General features: G+C 72.4%; 16 protein-coding genes. 10 read left to right on the top strand and 6 right to left on the bottom strand.

Features of this window, described 5'->3' with window-relative positions:
- Nucleotides 1-3 precede the first annotated feature (3 nt).
- A complete protein-coding gene (locus AW270_RS30080; RefSeq protein ID WP_061299502.1) occupies nucleotides 4-2,682 on the bottom strand; it encodes an FAD-binding and (Fe-S)-binding domain-containing protein in 2,679 nt (892 codons plus the stop codon).
- A gap of 77 nt (nucleotides 2,683-2,759) precedes the next feature.
- Between AW270_RS30080 and AW270_RS30085 the strand changes: the two genes are divergently transcribed.
- Together AW270_RS30085 and lysA are read left to right on the top strand one after the other, a co-directional pair.
- Entirely contained in the window at nucleotides 2,760-3,152 is a 393-nt protein-coding gene (locus AW270_RS30085; RefSeq protein ID WP_061299503.1) for a VOC family protein, read from the top strand.
- 52 nt (nucleotides 3,153-3,204) lie between these two features.
- Nucleotides 3,205-4,407, top strand: coding sequence for a diaminopimelate decarboxylase (lysA, locus tag AW270_RS30090; protein WP_061299504.1), 1,203 nt, complete (start codon nucleotides 3,205-3,207; stop codon nucleotides 4,405-4,407).
- A 72-nt stretch (nucleotides 4,408-4,479) separates the two neighbouring features.
- Here the strand turns inward: lysA and AW270_RS39955 are convergent, their stop codons facing one another.
- Together AW270_RS39955 and AW270_RS30105 are read right to left on the bottom strand one after the other, a co-directional pair.
- The gene (locus AW270_RS39955) at nucleotides 4,480-6,264 is read right to left on the bottom strand and encodes a hypothetical protein (protein ID WP_157522825.1); all 1,785 of its coding nucleotides are present in this window, start codon (nucleotides 6,262-6,264) and stop codon (nucleotides 4,480-4,482) included.
- Between the two features lie 106 nt (nucleotides 6,265-6,370).
- Nucleotides 6,371-6,775, bottom strand: coding sequence for a hypothetical protein (locus AW270_RS30105; RefSeq protein WP_061299507.1), 405 nt, complete (start codon nucleotides 6,773-6,775; stop codon nucleotides 6,371-6,373).
- A gap of 186 nt (nucleotides 6,776-6,961) precedes the next feature.
- Between AW270_RS30105 and AW270_RS30110 the strand changes: the two genes are divergently transcribed.
- Nucleotides 6,962-7,246 (top strand): SAV_915 family protein, encoded by a 285-nt coding sequence (locus AW270_RS30110; protein WP_218009386.1) that lies wholly within the window; start codon nucleotides 6,962-6,964, stop codon nucleotides 7,244-7,246.
- 66 nt (nucleotides 7,247-7,312) lie between these two features.
- Here the strand turns inward: AW270_RS30110 and AW270_RS30115 are convergent, their stop codons facing one another.
- Nucleotides 7,313-8,146 carry an alpha/beta fold hydrolase gene (locus AW270_RS30115; RefSeq protein WP_061299509.1) on the bottom strand — a complete coding sequence of 278 codons (834 nt, stop codon included), beginning with the start codon at nucleotides 8,144-8,146 and terminating at the stop codon, nucleotides 7,313-7,315.
- Between the two features lie 145 nt (nucleotides 8,147-8,291).
- Here AW270_RS30115 and AW270_RS30120 point away from each other — a divergent pair, with 145 nt between their 5' ends.
- Both AW270_RS30120 and AW270_RS30125 read left to right on the top strand, forming a co-directional pair.
- The gene (locus AW270_RS30120; RefSeq protein WP_061299510.1) at nucleotides 8,292-8,570 is read left to right on the top strand and encodes a sulfurtransferase TusA family protein; all 279 of its coding nucleotides are present in this window, start codon (nucleotides 8,292-8,294) and stop codon (nucleotides 8,568-8,570) included.
- A gap of 57 nt (nucleotides 8,571-8,627) precedes the next feature.
- Nucleotides 8,628-9,029, top strand: coding sequence for a cellulose binding domain-containing protein (locus AW270_RS30125; RefSeq protein ID WP_061299511.1), 402 nt, complete (start codon nucleotides 8,628-8,630; stop codon nucleotides 9,027-9,029).
- On the opposite strand, the gene AW270_RS30130 is transcribed toward AW270_RS30125, so the two are convergent.
- On the bottom strand, nucleotides 9,016-9,603 hold the full coding sequence (locus AW270_RS30130) for a TetR/AcrR family transcriptional regulator (RefSeq protein ID WP_061299512.1): 588 nt from the start codon (nucleotides 9,601-9,603) through the stop codon (nucleotides 9,016-9,018). The genes AW270_RS30125 and AW270_RS30130 overlap by 14 nt on opposite strands.
- A gap of 30 nt (nucleotides 9,604-9,633) precedes the next feature.
- Between AW270_RS30130 and AW270_RS30135 the strand changes: the two genes are divergently transcribed.
- Both AW270_RS30135 and AW270_RS30140 read left to right on the top strand, forming a co-directional pair.
- Nucleotides 9,634-10,032, top strand: coding sequence for a VOC family protein (locus tag AW270_RS30135; RefSeq protein WP_061299513.1), 399 nt, complete (start codon nucleotides 9,634-9,636; stop codon nucleotides 10,030-10,032).
- A gap of 92 nt (nucleotides 10,033-10,124) precedes the next feature.
- On the top strand, nucleotides 10,125-10,700 hold the full coding sequence (locus tag AW270_RS30140) for a (2Fe-2S)-binding protein (protein ID WP_061299514.1): 576 nt from the start codon (nucleotides 10,125-10,127) through the stop codon (nucleotides 10,698-10,700).
- A gap of 4 nt (nucleotides 10,701-10,704) precedes the next feature.
- Here the strand turns inward: AW270_RS30140 and AW270_RS30145 are convergent, their stop codons facing one another.
- Complete coding sequence (locus AW270_RS30145; protein ID WP_061299515.1) at nucleotides 10,705-11,088, bottom strand: YdeI/OmpD-associated family protein; 384 nt, start codon at nucleotides 11,086-11,088, stop codon at nucleotides 10,705-10,707.
- A 129-nt stretch (nucleotides 11,089-11,217) separates the two neighbouring features.
- On the opposite strand from AW270_RS30145, the gene AW270_RS30150 reads away from it, so the two are divergent.
- From AW270_RS30150 to AW270_RS30160, 3 genes are read left to right on the top strand one after another with little or no spacing between them, the layout of a single operon-like run.
- Complete coding sequence (locus AW270_RS30150) at nucleotides 11,218-12,024, top strand: ABC transporter ATP-binding protein (protein WP_157522827.1); 807 nt, start codon at nucleotides 11,218-11,220, stop codon at nucleotides 12,022-12,024.
- A 42-nt stretch (nucleotides 12,025-12,066) separates the two neighbouring features.
- A complete protein-coding gene (locus tag AW270_RS30155) occupies nucleotides 12,067-13,053 on the top strand; it encodes an ABC transporter substrate-binding protein (RefSeq protein WP_061299517.1) in 987 nt (328 codons plus the stop codon).
- On the top strand, nucleotides 13,050-15,134 hold the full coding sequence (locus AW270_RS30160) for an iron ABC transporter permease (RefSeq protein WP_082801935.1): 2,085 nt from the start codon (nucleotides 13,050-13,052) through the stop codon (nucleotides 15,132-15,134). Before AW270_RS30155 ends, AW270_RS30160 begins: the two co-directional genes overlap by 4 nt.
- Nucleotide 15,135: the final 1 nt, after the last annotated feature.

Raw genomic sequence — 15,135 nt, forward strand, 5'->3', positions numbered from 1 at the left:
GTCCTAAGGACTCCGCGGGGGGCCGGAAGGTTGAGACGCCAGGAACTCCGCGAGGTGGACGGCGTGGATCCCGGTGCCGTGCTCGATCTGGGTGCGGCAGCTGAAGCCGTCCGCGAGGACCCGGGCCCCCGAGGACGCGCGCAGGGCGGGGAAGAGGGCCTGTTCGCCGACGGCCATCGAGAGGTCGTGGTGGCCGGGCTCGAAGCCGAAGTTCCCGGCCAGGCCGCAGCAGCCCGCGTCGAGCTGGGTGACGTCGGCGCCGGACCTGCGCAGGACGCGGAGGTCGGCGTCGGCGCCCATGATCGCGTGCTGGTGGCAGTGGGGCTGGGTGACGACCCGGCCCGGGACGTGCGGCGGGTCGACGTCGTGGTCGTCGAGGAGCTCGGCCAGGGTCCTGGTCCGGTCGGCCAGCCTCCTGATGTCGGCGTCGCCGGGCAGGAGCTCGGGGGCGTCGGAGCGGAGGACGGCCGTGCAGGAGGGTTCGAGGCCGACGAACGGGACGCCGCTGTCGAGGTCGTCGCGCAGGACGCGGGCGGTCCGGCGCAGCACGAGCCTGGCCACGCCGAGCTGACCGGTGGAGATCCAGGTGAGGCCGCAGCAGATGGGGGCGCGCGGGATGCGTACCGAGAAACCGGCTCTGGTCAGCACTCTCGTGGCGGCCACCGCGACCCGGGGGGTGAAGTTGTCGGTGAACGTGTCGGGCAGCAGGAGGACCTGCGGGCCGCGCTGCTCGGCGCGGAAGGTGTCGCTGAAGCGGACGCGGGCCGGGCGCGGCAGGTCGCGTTCCCGGGCCAGGCCGGGCGGGCGCGGGGCGCGCAGCAGCAGGGGGACGCGGGCCCAGAGCGGGAGCCAGCCCAGGGCGTAGTGGGAGAGTGGCCGGATCCGGCCCCGGTAGTAGTGGTGCAGGAACTCGGCCTTGTAGGTGGCCATGTCGACGTGGACCGGGCAGTCGGAGCGGCAGCCCTTGCACGACAGGCACAGGTCGAGGGCGTCCTTGACCTCCTCCGAGCGCCAGCCGTCGGTGATCACGTCGCCCTGGAGCATCTCGAAGAGCAGCCGGGCCCTGCCCCGGGTGGAGTGGCGCTCGTCGCGGGTGACCCGGAAGCTGGGGCACATCACGCCGCCGGTGTCGCGGCGGCACTCGCCCACCCCGGCGCAGTTCGTCGTCTCGGCCGCGAAGCCGTTCCGGAAGGTGAAGACGGTCTCGACGTCGGGCGGGCGGGTCTTCAGGTGGTCGTCGAGCCGGTCGGGGTCGATCAGGCGGCCGGGGCTCATCCGGTTGCGCGGGTCGAAGATCTCCTTGAAGCGGGTGAACGCCGCCATGACCCGGTCGCCGAACATCCTCGGCCACAGCTCGCCCCGGGCCAGGCCGTCGCCGTGCTCGCCGGAGAACGAGCCGCCGTAGGAGACGACCAGGTCGGCGGCCTCCTCGACGAAGGCGCGGTAGCCGGCGCGGCGGAACGGGATCCGCGTGTGGACGCAGCCGTGCCCGAAATGGCCGTAGAGGGAGGAGGCTCCGTAGCCGTGGTCCTCCTGGAGCCGGCGCAGGTCCCGGAGGTAGGCGCCGACGCGGTCGGGCGGGACGGCCGAGTCCTCCCAGCCGGGCCAGGCGTCGCCCGCCGTCGCGCCGACCGCCGCCTCGCGGATGGCGGCGACCGAGGCGACGTCGCGGCTGATGACGGGCCGCACGCCCAGGTCGGCGGCCATGTGGCGGGCCTGGGCCTCGGCCTCCTCCAGGGTGTCGGCGCCGAACTGGACGACCAGCCAGCCGCCGCCCCTGGGCAGCCTGTCGATCGCGGCCAGGTTGAGGCGGCGGGCGCGTTCGTACCGGATGAGCCGGTCGTCCATGCCCTCCACGGCGATCGGGTGGTAGGCCGCCATGGCGGGGGCGAGGTCGGCGGCCTCGAAGACGTCGCGGAAGCCGAGGATCGCGACCGCGCCCGCCCTCGGCTGGGGGACCATCTTCAGGCGGGCCTGGAGGACGGTGACCAGGGTGGACTCGGAGCCGACCAGCGCCCTGGCGAGGTCGCGGCCGTTCTCGGGGAGGAGGGCGTCGAGGCCGTAGCCGGAGACCCGGCGCGGGATCCGGGGGAACCGGGCGCGGATGTCGTCCTCGTAGTCGTCGGCCAGGGCTCTGACGGCGCTTCCCAGGGGTTCCGGCGGGTCCGACGTCCAGAATCGGGTGCCGCCGTAGGTGAGGACCTCCAGGTCCAGGACGTTGTCGGAGGTCTTCCCGTAGGCCTGGGCGGTGGCGCCGCAGGCGTCGTTGCCGATCATGCCGCCGATGGTGCAGTGGTTGTGGGTGGCCGGTCTCGGGCCGAACATCAGGCCCCCGGCGGTGAGGTCGTCGAGGACCGTGCCGGGTTCGGTGATCACGGTGCCGTCGCCGCCGTCGCGGGTCCGGGTGCAGTGGGCCGACCAGTCGATGATCACCGCGGTGTTGCAGCACTGCCCGGCCAGGCTGGTGCCGCCGCCTCTCGACAGGATCGGCACGTCGTGGTCGGCGCAGATCTCCACCGTGCGGGCCGCGTCGTCGACGGATTCCGGTACGACCACACCGATCGGCACCTCGCGATAGTTCGAGGCGTCGGTCGAATAGGCCGCCCTGGTCCCCCGGTCGAAACGGATCTCGCCGTTCACGTGGTCGCGCAGGGCGCTTTGGAGGCGGTCGAAGAGCGCCATACGTGCCGCCCTTGCCCGGGGGTGGTAGGTCCGAACGGGTGCTCCGGCAAAATTTCCCGGATGTCTAAAGTGGGATCATGACGGAAACGCCGACGGTCATCCCGACCATCCGCTACCACGACGCCGACAAGGCCATCGAGTGGCTGACCTCCGTGCTGGGGTTCACCTCGCCCGAGGTCTACCGCTCGGAGGAGGGCGTGATCGTCCACGCCCAGCTCAGCCGGGGCAACGGCATGCTGATGCTGGGCACGGTCGGCCAGGGTCTCGACCTGCCGACCGGCCCCGCGAGCACCTACGTCGTGGTCGACGACGACGAGATCGACGCCCTGTACGAGATCGCGACCGCCGCCGGGGCCGAGGTGATCCGGGAACTGCGCACCGAGGACTACGGCGGGCGGGGATACACGATCCGCGACGCCGAGGGGAACGTGTGGAGCGTCGGGAGTTATGACCCCGTCAATTCGGCGTAGGAACGGCATATGGAGCCCGGTTTATTGCCAGATGGGTTCTTAGTGTCGATTCATGTCATTCGCTGAAATCGCCCGGCGATTCGGGACCCCCGCGTATGTCGTCGACGAAGACGCCGTCCGGCGCCGGTGCCGTGAATACCGGGCCGCACTGCCCTCCTCGACGGTGGCCTACGCGGGCAAGGCGTTCCTGACGCAGGCCATGGCGTCGTGGGTGGCCGAAGAAGGCCTGTCGCTCGACGTCTGCTCCGGCGGGGAGCTCGCGCTCGCCCGATCCGTCGGGTTCCCCCTCTCGCGGATCATCTTCCACGGGAACGCCAAGACCCCCGCCGAGCTGCGGGAGGCCGTCGGGGTCGGGCGCGTCGTCATCGACAACGTCGCCGAGATCCACCGCCTGGCCGCGCTCGTGCCGCTCGACGAACGGCAGGACGTCTACCTGCGGGTGACCCCCGGCGTCGAGGCAGGGGCCCACGCGGCGATCCGCACCGGCTCGGAGACCCAGAAGTTCGGCATCCCCCTGGCCGAGCTGCCCGACGCGGTGGCGCGGGTGCTCAGCCAGCCGGAGCTGCGGCTGGCCGGGCTGCACTGCCACATCGGCTCGCAGATCACGTCGGTGGCGCCCTTCGAGGCGGCGGCCCGGATCATGGCCGACCAGCTGGCCATGGTGCGGGACCGGTTCGCCACCACCCTGCCCGAGCTCGACCTCGGGGGCGGGCACGGGGTGGCCTACCTGCCCGATGACCACGGTCTCGACCTGGGCCACTTCGCGGCGGCGGTGCCGAAGGTGGTCGCCGAGCGGTGCCGGGCCCTCGGCGTGCCCGAACCCCGGCTGGTGTTCGAGCCGGGCCGGGCCATCGTCGCCGAGGCCGGGGTGACGCTCTATCGGGTGATCTCGGTCAAGCGGCAGGGCGGCCGGACCTTCGTCGCGGTGGACGGCGGCATGAGCGACAACCCCCGGCCCGCGCTCTACGGGGCGCGTTACGCAGTCTCGGTGCCCGGCAGGTCCGGCGGGCCGGTGACGGTCGTGGGGCGGCACTGCGAGGCGGGGGACGTGATCGCGGAGGACGTGCCCGCCGGGGACGCGCGGCCGGGGGATCTCGTGGTCGTGCGGGTGACCGGGGCCTACCACCACGCGATGGGGTCCTCGTACAACCTGACCTGCCGGCCACCCGTCGTGGCGGTGCGGGACGGGGTGGCGCGGCTGGTCGTGCGGCGCGAGGAGCCCCTGGAGCTGCTGCGGCGCGAGGTCGGGCGCTGAGACGCGGGAACGCCGCCCCGCGCGAGGCGGGACGGCGTTTCCGGTGTTTCCGGTGTTTCCGGCGTCAGGTGATCAGACGGCGTTGACGCAGACCACTCGCGGGTTCAGCACGAGCGACAGCAGGCCGGCGTTGAAGACGCTGACCTCCCACGCGGTGCCGGCGGAGTTGGGAGCCGTGGTGACGGTGTGCAGCGGCGTGCCGGTCGGCTCCAGGGCGAAGCCGCCGCCGACGGCGCGCTTGCCAACCGGGCAGATCGCCGGGCCGGAGCACTGGCTGAGCGCGCCGCAGGTGACGGTCAGACCGTTGACGATCTCGTAGCCGGACACACCCGGGATGCCCTGCGGGCCGACCGGGCCGGTGAGGCCGAGCGGGCCCCTCGGACCTTCCGGGCCGGGCCATCCGGGCGGACCCTGGGGACCCTGCGGGCCCTCCGGACCACGCGGACCACGCGGGCCGCGGGGACCCTGGCAGCCCGGCTTGCACGGGTGCACGTCGCCCGCCGAGCGCTGCGCCTCAGCGGCGGCAGCGGCGACCTGACCGGCGGCGGGCAGCGCGGCGGCGGCCTCGTCCAGCAGGGTCGCGGCCTGCGCCGGAGCAGCCTTCACCGCGTCCGGAACGGTCTTCACAGCGTCCGGAGCAGCCTTCACAGCGTCCGGGACAGCCGGGAGAGCCGGAACGGCCGGGACCGCCGGAACCACGGCGGGAACGGCCGGGACCGCCGGGACCGCCGGGACGACGGGCGGCACCGGGACGACGGGCGGCACCGGGACGACGGGCGGCACCGGGTCGGCGGCCTTGATCGCGCCCTGAGCCGCGGCGGCCTTCATCGCCGCGGCGGCGGCGCGCTTCTCGGCGGCCTTGAGCATCATCTGGAACCGCTTCTCGGCGGCCCTGCGCATCATCTCAGCGCGCTTGGCGGCGGCCTTCTGCAGCGCCTCAGCCCGCTTCGCGGCGGCCGACGCGGCCTTGGCGACCTTGGCGGCCTTGGCGGCGGCGGCCTGAACGGCAGCCGAAGCCGGAGCAGCCTGGACCACAGCGGCCTCAACCGGAGCCGGCTTGGCAGCGGCCTCAGCCGGCGGCTCCGGGGCCTCGACCACGGCCGGAGCGATCCGAGCCGCGGCAGCCCGGACCGAAGCGGCCTTGGCGGCAGCCCGGACCGAAGCGGCCTTGGCAGCGGCCCGAGCCGGAGCAACCTTGACCGGAGCAACCGGGACCGCGAAAGGCTCGACCGGCACGACCAGGGCCCCGGCGGGCTTGACCGGAGCAGGCTTGGCCAGAACAGGCTTGGCCGCAGCAGGCTTGGCCGCAGCAGGCTTGGTCAGAGCGGGCGAAATGGGGGCGGCCTTGGCCGGAGCGACCGGAGCCGCCCCCGGCTTGACCGGCTTGGCCGGGGCTGGGGTGGTCTTGACCGGAGCAACAGGAGCCGGAGCGACCGGAGCCGGCGGAACCGGGGTCGGGGCGGCCTGAGGCCTGACCCCCCGGGCCGGAGCGGGAGCAACGGGAGCGGCCTGGGCCTTCTTGGCGGCCCTGGCGGCGGCCCTCTTGGCGGCCTTCGCGGCGCGGCGCTTCTGCTTCGCCCGAGCGGCGGCGTCGGCGGGGGCGGCGGCCGGGCCGGCCGTCGCGGGCGTCTCGCCGGTGGCGCCCGGGGTGGTCAGGAGGGCGCTGGCCTTCTTGGCGGCGGCCGCCGCGGCCTTCTGGGCCGACTTCTCGGCCGCGCCGGGGACGCTCTGCGCGGCAGGTGTCGGCGGGTCGATGGGGTTGACCTGCGCCGAGGCGGCCGCCCCGGAGAAGGTGACCAGGGCCGCGGCGAGAACGCCGCTCAGCCCGATACTCAATTTGCTGGCACGCGCGTGCATGTGCACTTCCATACGGGTCGTCATTGCTCAATGTCCGAACACCAGTGAGGCGTCCGGCCGGAAAGTACCCGTATGAATTCAGGAGTCAGCCCCGCACAACGCTAACTCAGGACAAAGTCTTATGGTGCGCAATTCGGTCTTTGCGCGGATATGCATAGACAACAGGAACCCGGGCGGGCACCCGCAACGGCATCGGCGTCCGCATCGCGGACCCCACCAGCCCGGCCCCGGCCAGCAGCGCCAGCCGCAGCCAGTCGGCCCGCGCGAACGTCAGCTCACCGAGGCCGTTGACCAGGAATCCCGTCATCAGGAACCATCCGACCACCGCCGCCGCACCCGCCGCCACCGGCCGCCGCACGACCAGCCCGATCAGGGCCGACATCGCGGCCATCGCGGCGACCCGCTCGGACACCTGCGGCACGGCCATGGCCACCACGGCCACCGCGCCGACCGCCATCGCGGCACCGGCCGGAATGAGCATCTCCAGCGAACCAGCGCGCCGAGAAACCATTTCGAGTTCCTCCTCTCACCTCCATCCAACAAGCGCGCCGGCCGATGGCAAGCCATATTTATGCCGTTCCTACGCCGCCTTGACGCCGTGCCTACGCGTCAACGGGGCGTCAGCATTCTGCGGAGGGCCGTCAGATCGGCGTAGAGAAAGTCCCGCGGCCTTTTCCGCGCCCCTAACGTCGATGCCGTGAACGAGGAAGGGAATTCGACGATGGACGTGCCGCTATTCGTGCCGGTCCGGAACTCCGGCTGCGCTGACGCCCTCCGGGTGTTCCGCACCCCCGACGGAGCCCGCACAGCGGTGGCCTTCACCTCGCCGGTCCGGCTCGCTCTCGTGCTCGGCGCCGACCAGCGCTGGATCCGGCTCTGCGAACCGGCGCTCCGCGCCCTGCTCAGGGACATCGGTGTCACGGGCATCGTCCTCGACCCCCAGGCGACCGCCGCCCGACCGGCGCCGCACGCCGCCGCGTAGGCACACGAAAACGCGCCTCGGGGTGGCGCCGGAGCCACCCCGAGGCGTACCAAAGATCTTGTTCGGCTACCGCTCCAGGAAGTCGAGCAGTTCCTTGTTGACCTCTTCCGCGTGGGTCCAGCCGATGTTGTGCGGGCCACCCTCGATCGTGACGAAGGTCAGGTCCTTGATCAGGCCGGGCAGGCGGGCGGCGGTGCTGGCGTAGGGCAGGATGCGGTCCTGGTCGCCGTGGACCAGCAGGACCGGCACGTCGATCTTCGGCAGGTCGCCGCGGAAGTCCTCCAGCCAGGTGTCGACGCACTTGTAGGCCGAATAGGGGCTGCCGAGGCAGGCGGCCATGAAGCTGTTGTTCCAGGCCTCCTGGCTGATGCGGGTGCCCATGTACATGTCGACGTTGTTGAAGTCGTTCAGGAACTTGGTGAAGTAGGCGGGCCGGTCGTGCGCGACGGACTCCTTGATGCCGTCGAAGACCGACTTGTCGACGCCCTCGGGGTTGCCGGCCGTCTTGAGCAGGAACGGCGGGATGGCGGCCAGCAGGACCGCCCGGCGGACCCGGTCGTTGCCGTAATTGCCCAGGTATCGCGTGACCTCGCCGGTGCCCATGGAGAAGCCGACCAGGTCGACCTCGGGGAGGTTGAGGTGGTCGAGCAGGATCTTGAGGTCGTGCGCGTAGGTGTCGTAGTCGTGGCCGCTGGTGGGCTGGCTCGACTTGCCCCAGCCGCGCCGGTCGTAGGTGATGACCCGGAACCCGGCGTCGAGCAGGACCCGCTGCTGCTTCTCCCAGGACGCGCCGTTCAACGGGTAGCCGTGGATCAGGACGACCGGCCGTCCGGAGCCGTGGTCCTCGAAATGGATGTCGATCGTGTCGCTGTTCTCCCGGCCGACGGTGACCTTGCCCATGTCGTTCCCCCTGACATCGATTGGCCCCGGCCACGCTAGCAATCCGACATTCAGCCGGTTTTACTGCCGAAACTCCCTTTCGTGGACGGACTGCGGCATGATCCCCGCCCGCATTCGCTTGACCTGGTTGGGGGAGACTTGTCTCATGGCCAACGAACCGGTGGTGCTCGACGGCGGCGACCGTCGCTGCGTGCTGCTCCTCATCGAGCTGCGCGGGCTGGTCGACTCGCTCACGCCGGGGACGACCGTCCACCTGCGGGCCACCGACCCGGCGGCCCCCATCGACCTGCCGGCCTGGTGCCACCTGACCGGCCACACCTACCTGGGCGTCGTCGGCGACCACGTCTACGGGGTCAGGGTCGCCGAGCGGGGCGCGGCCACTGAGCCCGACCGCCCCTGGCACGTGAAAGATTCATCGCGCTGACCTGGGGTCATGCATCGTTCCATTGACCGTGTGGATCTCCCGCCGGACCATCCGCGCATGAGGTTCCTGACCGCCCTCGCCGTCGCCGCCGCCCTCGTGCTCGGCACGTCCGCTCCCGCCCACGCGATGTCGTACTCCTGCGACGTCACCTACGACGCCACCAACTGGACCGGCGGCTTCGTCACATCCATCACCATCGAGAACACCGGGACGTCCACCTTCAGCCCCTGGATCCTGCAGATCGTCTTCGCCGGGAACGAGACGATGAGCAGCGGGTGGACCGCCACCTGGACCCAGACTCCGCCGAGCCTCCAGGCCGTCAACCCGTCGTGGGCTCCGTCGATCGCCCCGGGGACCACCTCCGCGCCCATCGGCTTCGTGGCGACGCACACCGGGGCCTACGTGAACCCGACCGGCATCACGCTCAACGGCGTCCCCTGCACGGTCACCTACATCTGAGCGATTCCAGCAGTTCGGTGAGGGCTCGCCGGGTGTCGTCGAGGGCCGACGGCTCGGTGGCGAGCCACAGCGCGGCCTCGTTCATCGCGCCGGAGAGCAGGCGGGTGAGCGGGGCCGCCGGCCGTTCGGGGAGCAGGCCGAGGCGCATCAGGCCGGTGAGCGCCTCCTCCAGGTGGAAGGCCGAGGTCGCCTCGTCGAAGGCGCGCCACTCGGCCCAGCCGAGGACCGCCGGGCCGTCGACGAGCAGGATGCGCTGAAGCGCCGGGTCGGTGGTCGCGGTGAGGAAGGCCTGGCAGCCCGCGACGAAGGCGGCCCACGGATCGCCCTCGGCCGCCGCCACGACGCGGTCGGCGATCTCGCGGTGGACCGCCTCCAGCACCGCCCGGAACAGCGCCACCTTGCCGTCGAACTGGTGGTAGAGCGCGCCCTTGGTGACCCCGGCGGCGGCGGTGATCTCGCTCAGCCCCACGTCGGCGTAGCCGCGCGCGGCGAACAGCCGCCGGGCCTCGGCGATCAGGGCCAGGCGGGTGCGCTCTTTCTGTTCGGCTCGCACGGGTGATCTCCCAATTGACATACCGTCGGTATGCGAAATAGCGTACCGGACATGAAGACGTCGAGTTTCTATCCCGTGATCGCCACTCCGGTCATCGCCGAGTCCCGCGACTTCTACGTGCGGAACTTCGGCTTCTCGATCGTTTTCGAGGCCGATTGGTACGTCAGCCTGAAGAACCCCAGCGGCTACGAACTGGCCCTGCTCGACCCGGCGCATCCGACGATCCCGGCCGGCTACCGCGAGCCGGCCCGCGGGGTGCTGCTCAACTTCGAGGTCGACGACGTCGACGCCGAATGGCGGCGGCTGGTCGTCGAGGGCGGCCTCGAACCCGCTCTGGACCTGCGCAGCGAGGAGTTCGGCCAGCGTCACTTCATCGTGGCGGCGCCCGAAGGCGTGTTGATCGACGTCATCACCGAGATCCCGCCGACCGGGGAGTTCGCGGCCGGGTAGCGTGCGCCCACTCCCCGATCACCCTGACCATCTCCAGCAGTTCCCGTCGAAGCCCGGCGGCTCACCCGGACATCGGCTGGATAATCGGCCGAATGACGACCATCGAGGCCGCCGTCGCCGACGTCGCCGGAATCAACGCGTTCTTCGCGCTCGGCGTGGGCGGCGGGCTCCCGCTCGTCGAGCACCTGAAGAGCGACGCGGTCATCGACGCGACCGCGAAGCGGCTGCTCACCCTCGACCGCAGGGTCGCCGCGTCCATCCTGTTCCAGGGGGTGCTGGCGCGGCTCTGGTCTCCGTACGTCGGCCTCCGGGCCACCCACGGCGTCTCGCTCGACCTGGCCGACGCGCGCTGGTCGGACGACGGGGTGAGCGTGCCGGAGCTGCGCGAGGGGCCGAGGTTCCCGCTCGGACCGCTGGTGGCGGCGCTGCCGTGGGTGTCGCCGCAGGTCCTCTACGGCAACGCGGCCTCGGCGCTGGCCGGCGCGGTCGGCGCGGTCGCCCGGGCCCGGCCGGGGAGCGCGTCCCGGGCCGAGGCGCTGGGGCGGGAGCTGCTGGCCGAGGGTCCCCTCGCCGGCCGGCTCGACCGGCGGGGCGTCCGGCGGTCGTGCTGTCTCTACTACCGGGTGGGCGGCATCTGCGGCGACTGCGTCCTCACCGCCGTGCGCTGACGGGTCAGGCCTTGGTCCCCGACCACCGGCCGTCGGATTTGGCCTGGTCGACCTGGGCCTGCCCGGCGGGGCGCATCCGGCCCTCGTCGATGAGCCGCTGGGCCAGGTCGCTGTTGCGCGGCGACCACTTGGAGGTCTTCTTCCTGGGCTGGTAGCGCAGGATGTAGTAGTCGTCGTCGTAGCGGTACATCTTCGAGTCGACCCAGCCGTAGCAGGCCGAGGTCTCCAGGGCCTCCTCGAAGGTGATCGTCGGGATGCCGCGCCCCTTCTTCGCGAACTTCAGCCAGAGGCCGGGTTCGTGGGCGTGGTTCTTCTCCAGCCAGTCGGCGAACGCCTCGGCGGAGGCGAACGGGATGATCAGGAATCCGTCGGACTCGTGGCGCTCCATGGCGGGAAATCTGCCACCAGTGGTGGCGATCTAACGGGCGCGTGAGCAGATTCCCTGGGATGAAACCGATACGCCCGTCCTTTTTGCCCGAACTTGAACGTCAACAAAGGTTAGCCTAACCTAAGCCCCGTGACCGAAACCTCAGCGTTGCGCGGCTCCGGCCTGTCCCTCGCCTATCACGGCGCTCCCGTCGTCCGGGACGCCGGGATCGAGCTGCGGCCCGGCCGGGTGACCGCCCTCGTCGGCCCCAACGGCAGCGGCAAGTCGACCCTGCTGCGCGCGCTGGCCCGCCTCCACGAGCCGGTCTCCGGTTCGGTACGGCTCGGCGACGGCACCTCGGTCTTCGATCTCGCGCCCCGCGAGTTCGCCAGGAAGGTCACCCTGCTGTCCCAGTCACGCCCGACGCCTGCGGGGGTGATGGTGCGGGACGTGATCTCGTACGGCCGCCATCCCCACCGGGGGCGCTGGCGCGCCGACGACCCCGAGGGCGCGGCGGCGGTGGCGCGGGCCATGGACCTGACCGGGACCACCGCCATGGCCGACCGCCCGGCCGACGAGCTGTCCGGCGGCGAACTCCAGCGGGTCTGGCTGGCCACGTGCCTGGCCCAGGAGACCGGCGTGCTGCTGCTCGACGAGCCCACGACCTTCCTGGACCTGCGCTACCAGGTCGAACTCCTCGACCTGGTGCGCGACCTGGCCGACCACCACGACGTCGCCGTCGGCGTCGTGCTGCACGACCTCGACCAGGCCGCCGCCGTCGCCGACGAGATCGTGCTGCTGCACGGCGGCCGGATCAGGGCCGTCGGCTCCCCCGCCGGCGTCCTCACCGAGGCGAACCTGACCGAGGCCTACGGCATCCGCGTCGAGGTCACCGACGACGGCGCCGCGATCCGGACCCGCCCGGTCGGCCGTCACTCGCGCCGGATCAGCGTCTGAGCGACCCGTCCCCCCGTTCCACCGTTTGAAGGACTGCCCTCCATGAAGCCCCTGCGCACCGCGCTCCTCATCGCCGCCGTCCTGGGATTGGGCGCGTGCGGCACGACCGAGCCCGCCGCAGCCCCCGCTCCGGCCGCGCCCGCCGCGTCCGGCTCCGCCCAGCCGATCACCCTCACCGACTCGCTCGGCCGCGAGGTCACGCTGGCCAAGCCCGCCACCCGGGTCGTCGGCCTGGAGTGGGGCGAGATCGAGATGCTCGTCGGCCTCGGTGTGATGCCCGTCGGCGCGGCCGACGTGAAGGGCTACGCCACCTGGGTCACCGCCGCGCCGCTCGACCCGTCGGTCAAGGACGTCGGCACCCGGGGCGAGCCGAGCGTCGACGCGATCGCGGCGCTCCAGCCCGACCTGGTCGTCATGGAGGCCCCGGCCAACAGTCCGCTGGTGGCGCAGCTGGAGAAGTTCGTCCCGGTGCTGGTGCCCAAGGGCTCCTTCGCCACCGACAACCTCGGCCGCATGCGCGCCGACCTGAAGATGATCGCGACCGCCGTCGGCAAGCAGGCCGAGGCCGACAAGCTGCTGACCGACATGGACGCCAGGTTCGCCTCGGCGAAGTCGTCCCTGGAGGCCGCCGGTGCGGCGGGCAGCCCGTTCGCGATGGCCGACGGCTGGTCGGAGGGCGGCAGCGTGTCGATCCGCCTGTTCGGCAAGGGCGCCCTGGTCGCCGAGACCGCCGAGGCCATCGGCCTGCGCAACGCCTGGGAGGGCGAGGTCGACCCCGACTGGGGCCTCGGCACCACCGACGTCGAGGGCCTGACCCCGCTCAAGGACGAGAACATCCGCTTCTTCTACAACGCCAGCGACGGCGCCGACGTCTTCGCCGACGACCTCAGGAACAACGCCATCTGGACGTCGCTGCCCTTCGTGAAGAAGGGCCGTCTCACCAAGCTCCCCGACGGCATCTGGACCTTCGGCGGCCCCCTCTCCCTGGGCCAGTACGCCGACGCGCTCGTGAAGGCCTACACGGCTTGAACACCGATCTCCGCCTGACGACCCCGGAAGCCGCGAGCCCCACGGGCACCCGGCGGCGTCTGGGTGTCGCCGGGGTCGGGCTGATCGCTGTCGGCGCGATCGTCGTGGTCGCGGCGGTGCACATCACCCAGGGCACCTCCTCGGTCGGGCTGTTCGAGCTGCTCGACACCGGGGACGAGGCCATGCGGGTGCTGCTGGCCTCCCGGTTGCCGCGTCTGCTGGCCGCCGTCGCGGTCGGGCTGGCGCTGGGCGCGTCGGGGGCGCTGCTCCAGTCGATCTCGCGCAACCCGCTCGCCTCGCCCGACACCCTGGCGGTCTCCTCCGGCGCGTACCTGGCCGTGGTGGCCGGGGCGGCGCTGGGCGTCAACCTGCCGACGCTGCCGTCGGGCGGGCTGGCGTTCCTCGGCGGGCTGGCGGCGGCCGGGCTGGTCATGGCGGTGTCGGCGGGCGGGCGCAGCGGCACCACGCGGCTGATCCTGGCCGGGTCGGCGGCGGCGCTGGCGTTCACGGCGCTGACGAACCTGATGATGATCCTGTTCCAGCAGGAGACGACGGGCCTGTACGCCTGGGGTTCGGGCGCGCTGACCCAGAAGGACCTGTCGGTCGTGACGCAGGTCGGTCCGATCATCCTGGTCGCGCTGGCGGCCGGGACCCTGCTCGGGCCCCGGCTCGACGTGCTCGGGCTCGGCGACGAGGGCGCGACCGTGCTCGGCGTGAACGTGCGCCGGTTGCGGTTCGGGGTGACCCTGCTCGCCGTGCTGCTGGCCACCTCGGCGGTCGTGATCGCCGGGCCGGTCGGGTTCGTCGGGCTGTGCGCGCCGGTGGTCGTGCGGCTGGCCGGGCGTTGGCTGCCCGGTCTGCTGGCCCACCGGGTCCTGGTCCCGCTCTCCGGCCTGGCCGGGGTGCTGGTGGTGCTGGCCGCCGACGTGTCGCTGCGGGCACTGTTCGGCGGCCAGTCCGGGGTCGACGTGCCGCCCGGAGTGGTGACGGCGCTGGTCGGGGCCGGGGTGATGATCTATCTCGCCCGGCGGCACCGCGACGCCGGGCCGGCCCGCCGCCCGCCCGGCATCCGGGCCGCCGCCCACCGGTCCCGCGCCGTCTTCACCCTGCTCGTCGCCGGCGGTACGGTCCTGCTCGCAGGGGCCGTCGTGCTCGGCATGCTCCTCGGGGACACCTTCCTGCGGACCGGTGACGTGGCGCTGTGGTTCCAGGGCCGGACGGGCATGGGCATCACGTTCGTGCTCGACCAGCGCTATCCCCGCGTCCTGGCGGCGGTGCTGGCCGGGGCCGCGCTCGCGGTGGCCGGGACGATCATCCAGGCCGTCTGCCGCAACCCGCTGGCGGAGCCGAGCGTGCTCGGCATCACCTCGGGCGCCGGGGCCGGCGCGATCTCGATCATCTCCTTCGCCCCGGCGGCCGGGCTGTGGGCCGTGACCGGCGCGGCCGGGCTGGGCGCGCTGGTGTCGTTTGGGCTGGTCTACGGCCTGGCGTGGAAGGGCGGGCTGAGCTCAGACCGGCTGGTGCTGATGGGCTTCGCGGTCGCCTCGGCCGGCACGGCGCTGACCGTGCTGATCATCGTCGAGACCGACCCCTGGAACACCGCCACGGCGCTGACCTGGCTCTCCGGCTCGACCTACGGCCGCACCCCGCTGCAACTGCTGCCGGTGGCGATCGCCCTGGCGGTCGTGGTGCCGCTGGTGGCCGGGCAGCGCAGGGAGCTCGACCTGCTCTCCCTCGACGAGCACACCCCGCGCATCCTGGGCGTGCCGGTCGAACCGGCCCGGCTCACCGCCCTGGCGGGCGCGGTCGTGCTCACCGCGACGGCGGTGTCGGCCATCGGCGTGGTCGGCTTCGTCGGCCTGGTCGCCCCGCACGCCGCCCGCGCCCTGGCGGGCGGCCGGCACACCCGCGTCCTGCCGGTCGCCGCCCTGCTGGGCGCGCTGCTGGTCAGCCTCGCCGACACCCTGGGCCGGACGGTCATCGCCCCCGCCCAGATCCCCGCCGGACTGGTCACCGCCATGCTCGGCACACCGTATTTCGTCTGGCTGCTGTGGCGGTCACGAGCGGGACAGGAGTCCTGAC

Source organism: Herbidospora cretacea, from assembly GCF_001570605.1.
GTDB lineage: Bacteria > Actinomycetota > Actinomycetes > Streptosporangiales > Streptosporangiaceae > Herbidospora > Herbidospora cretacea.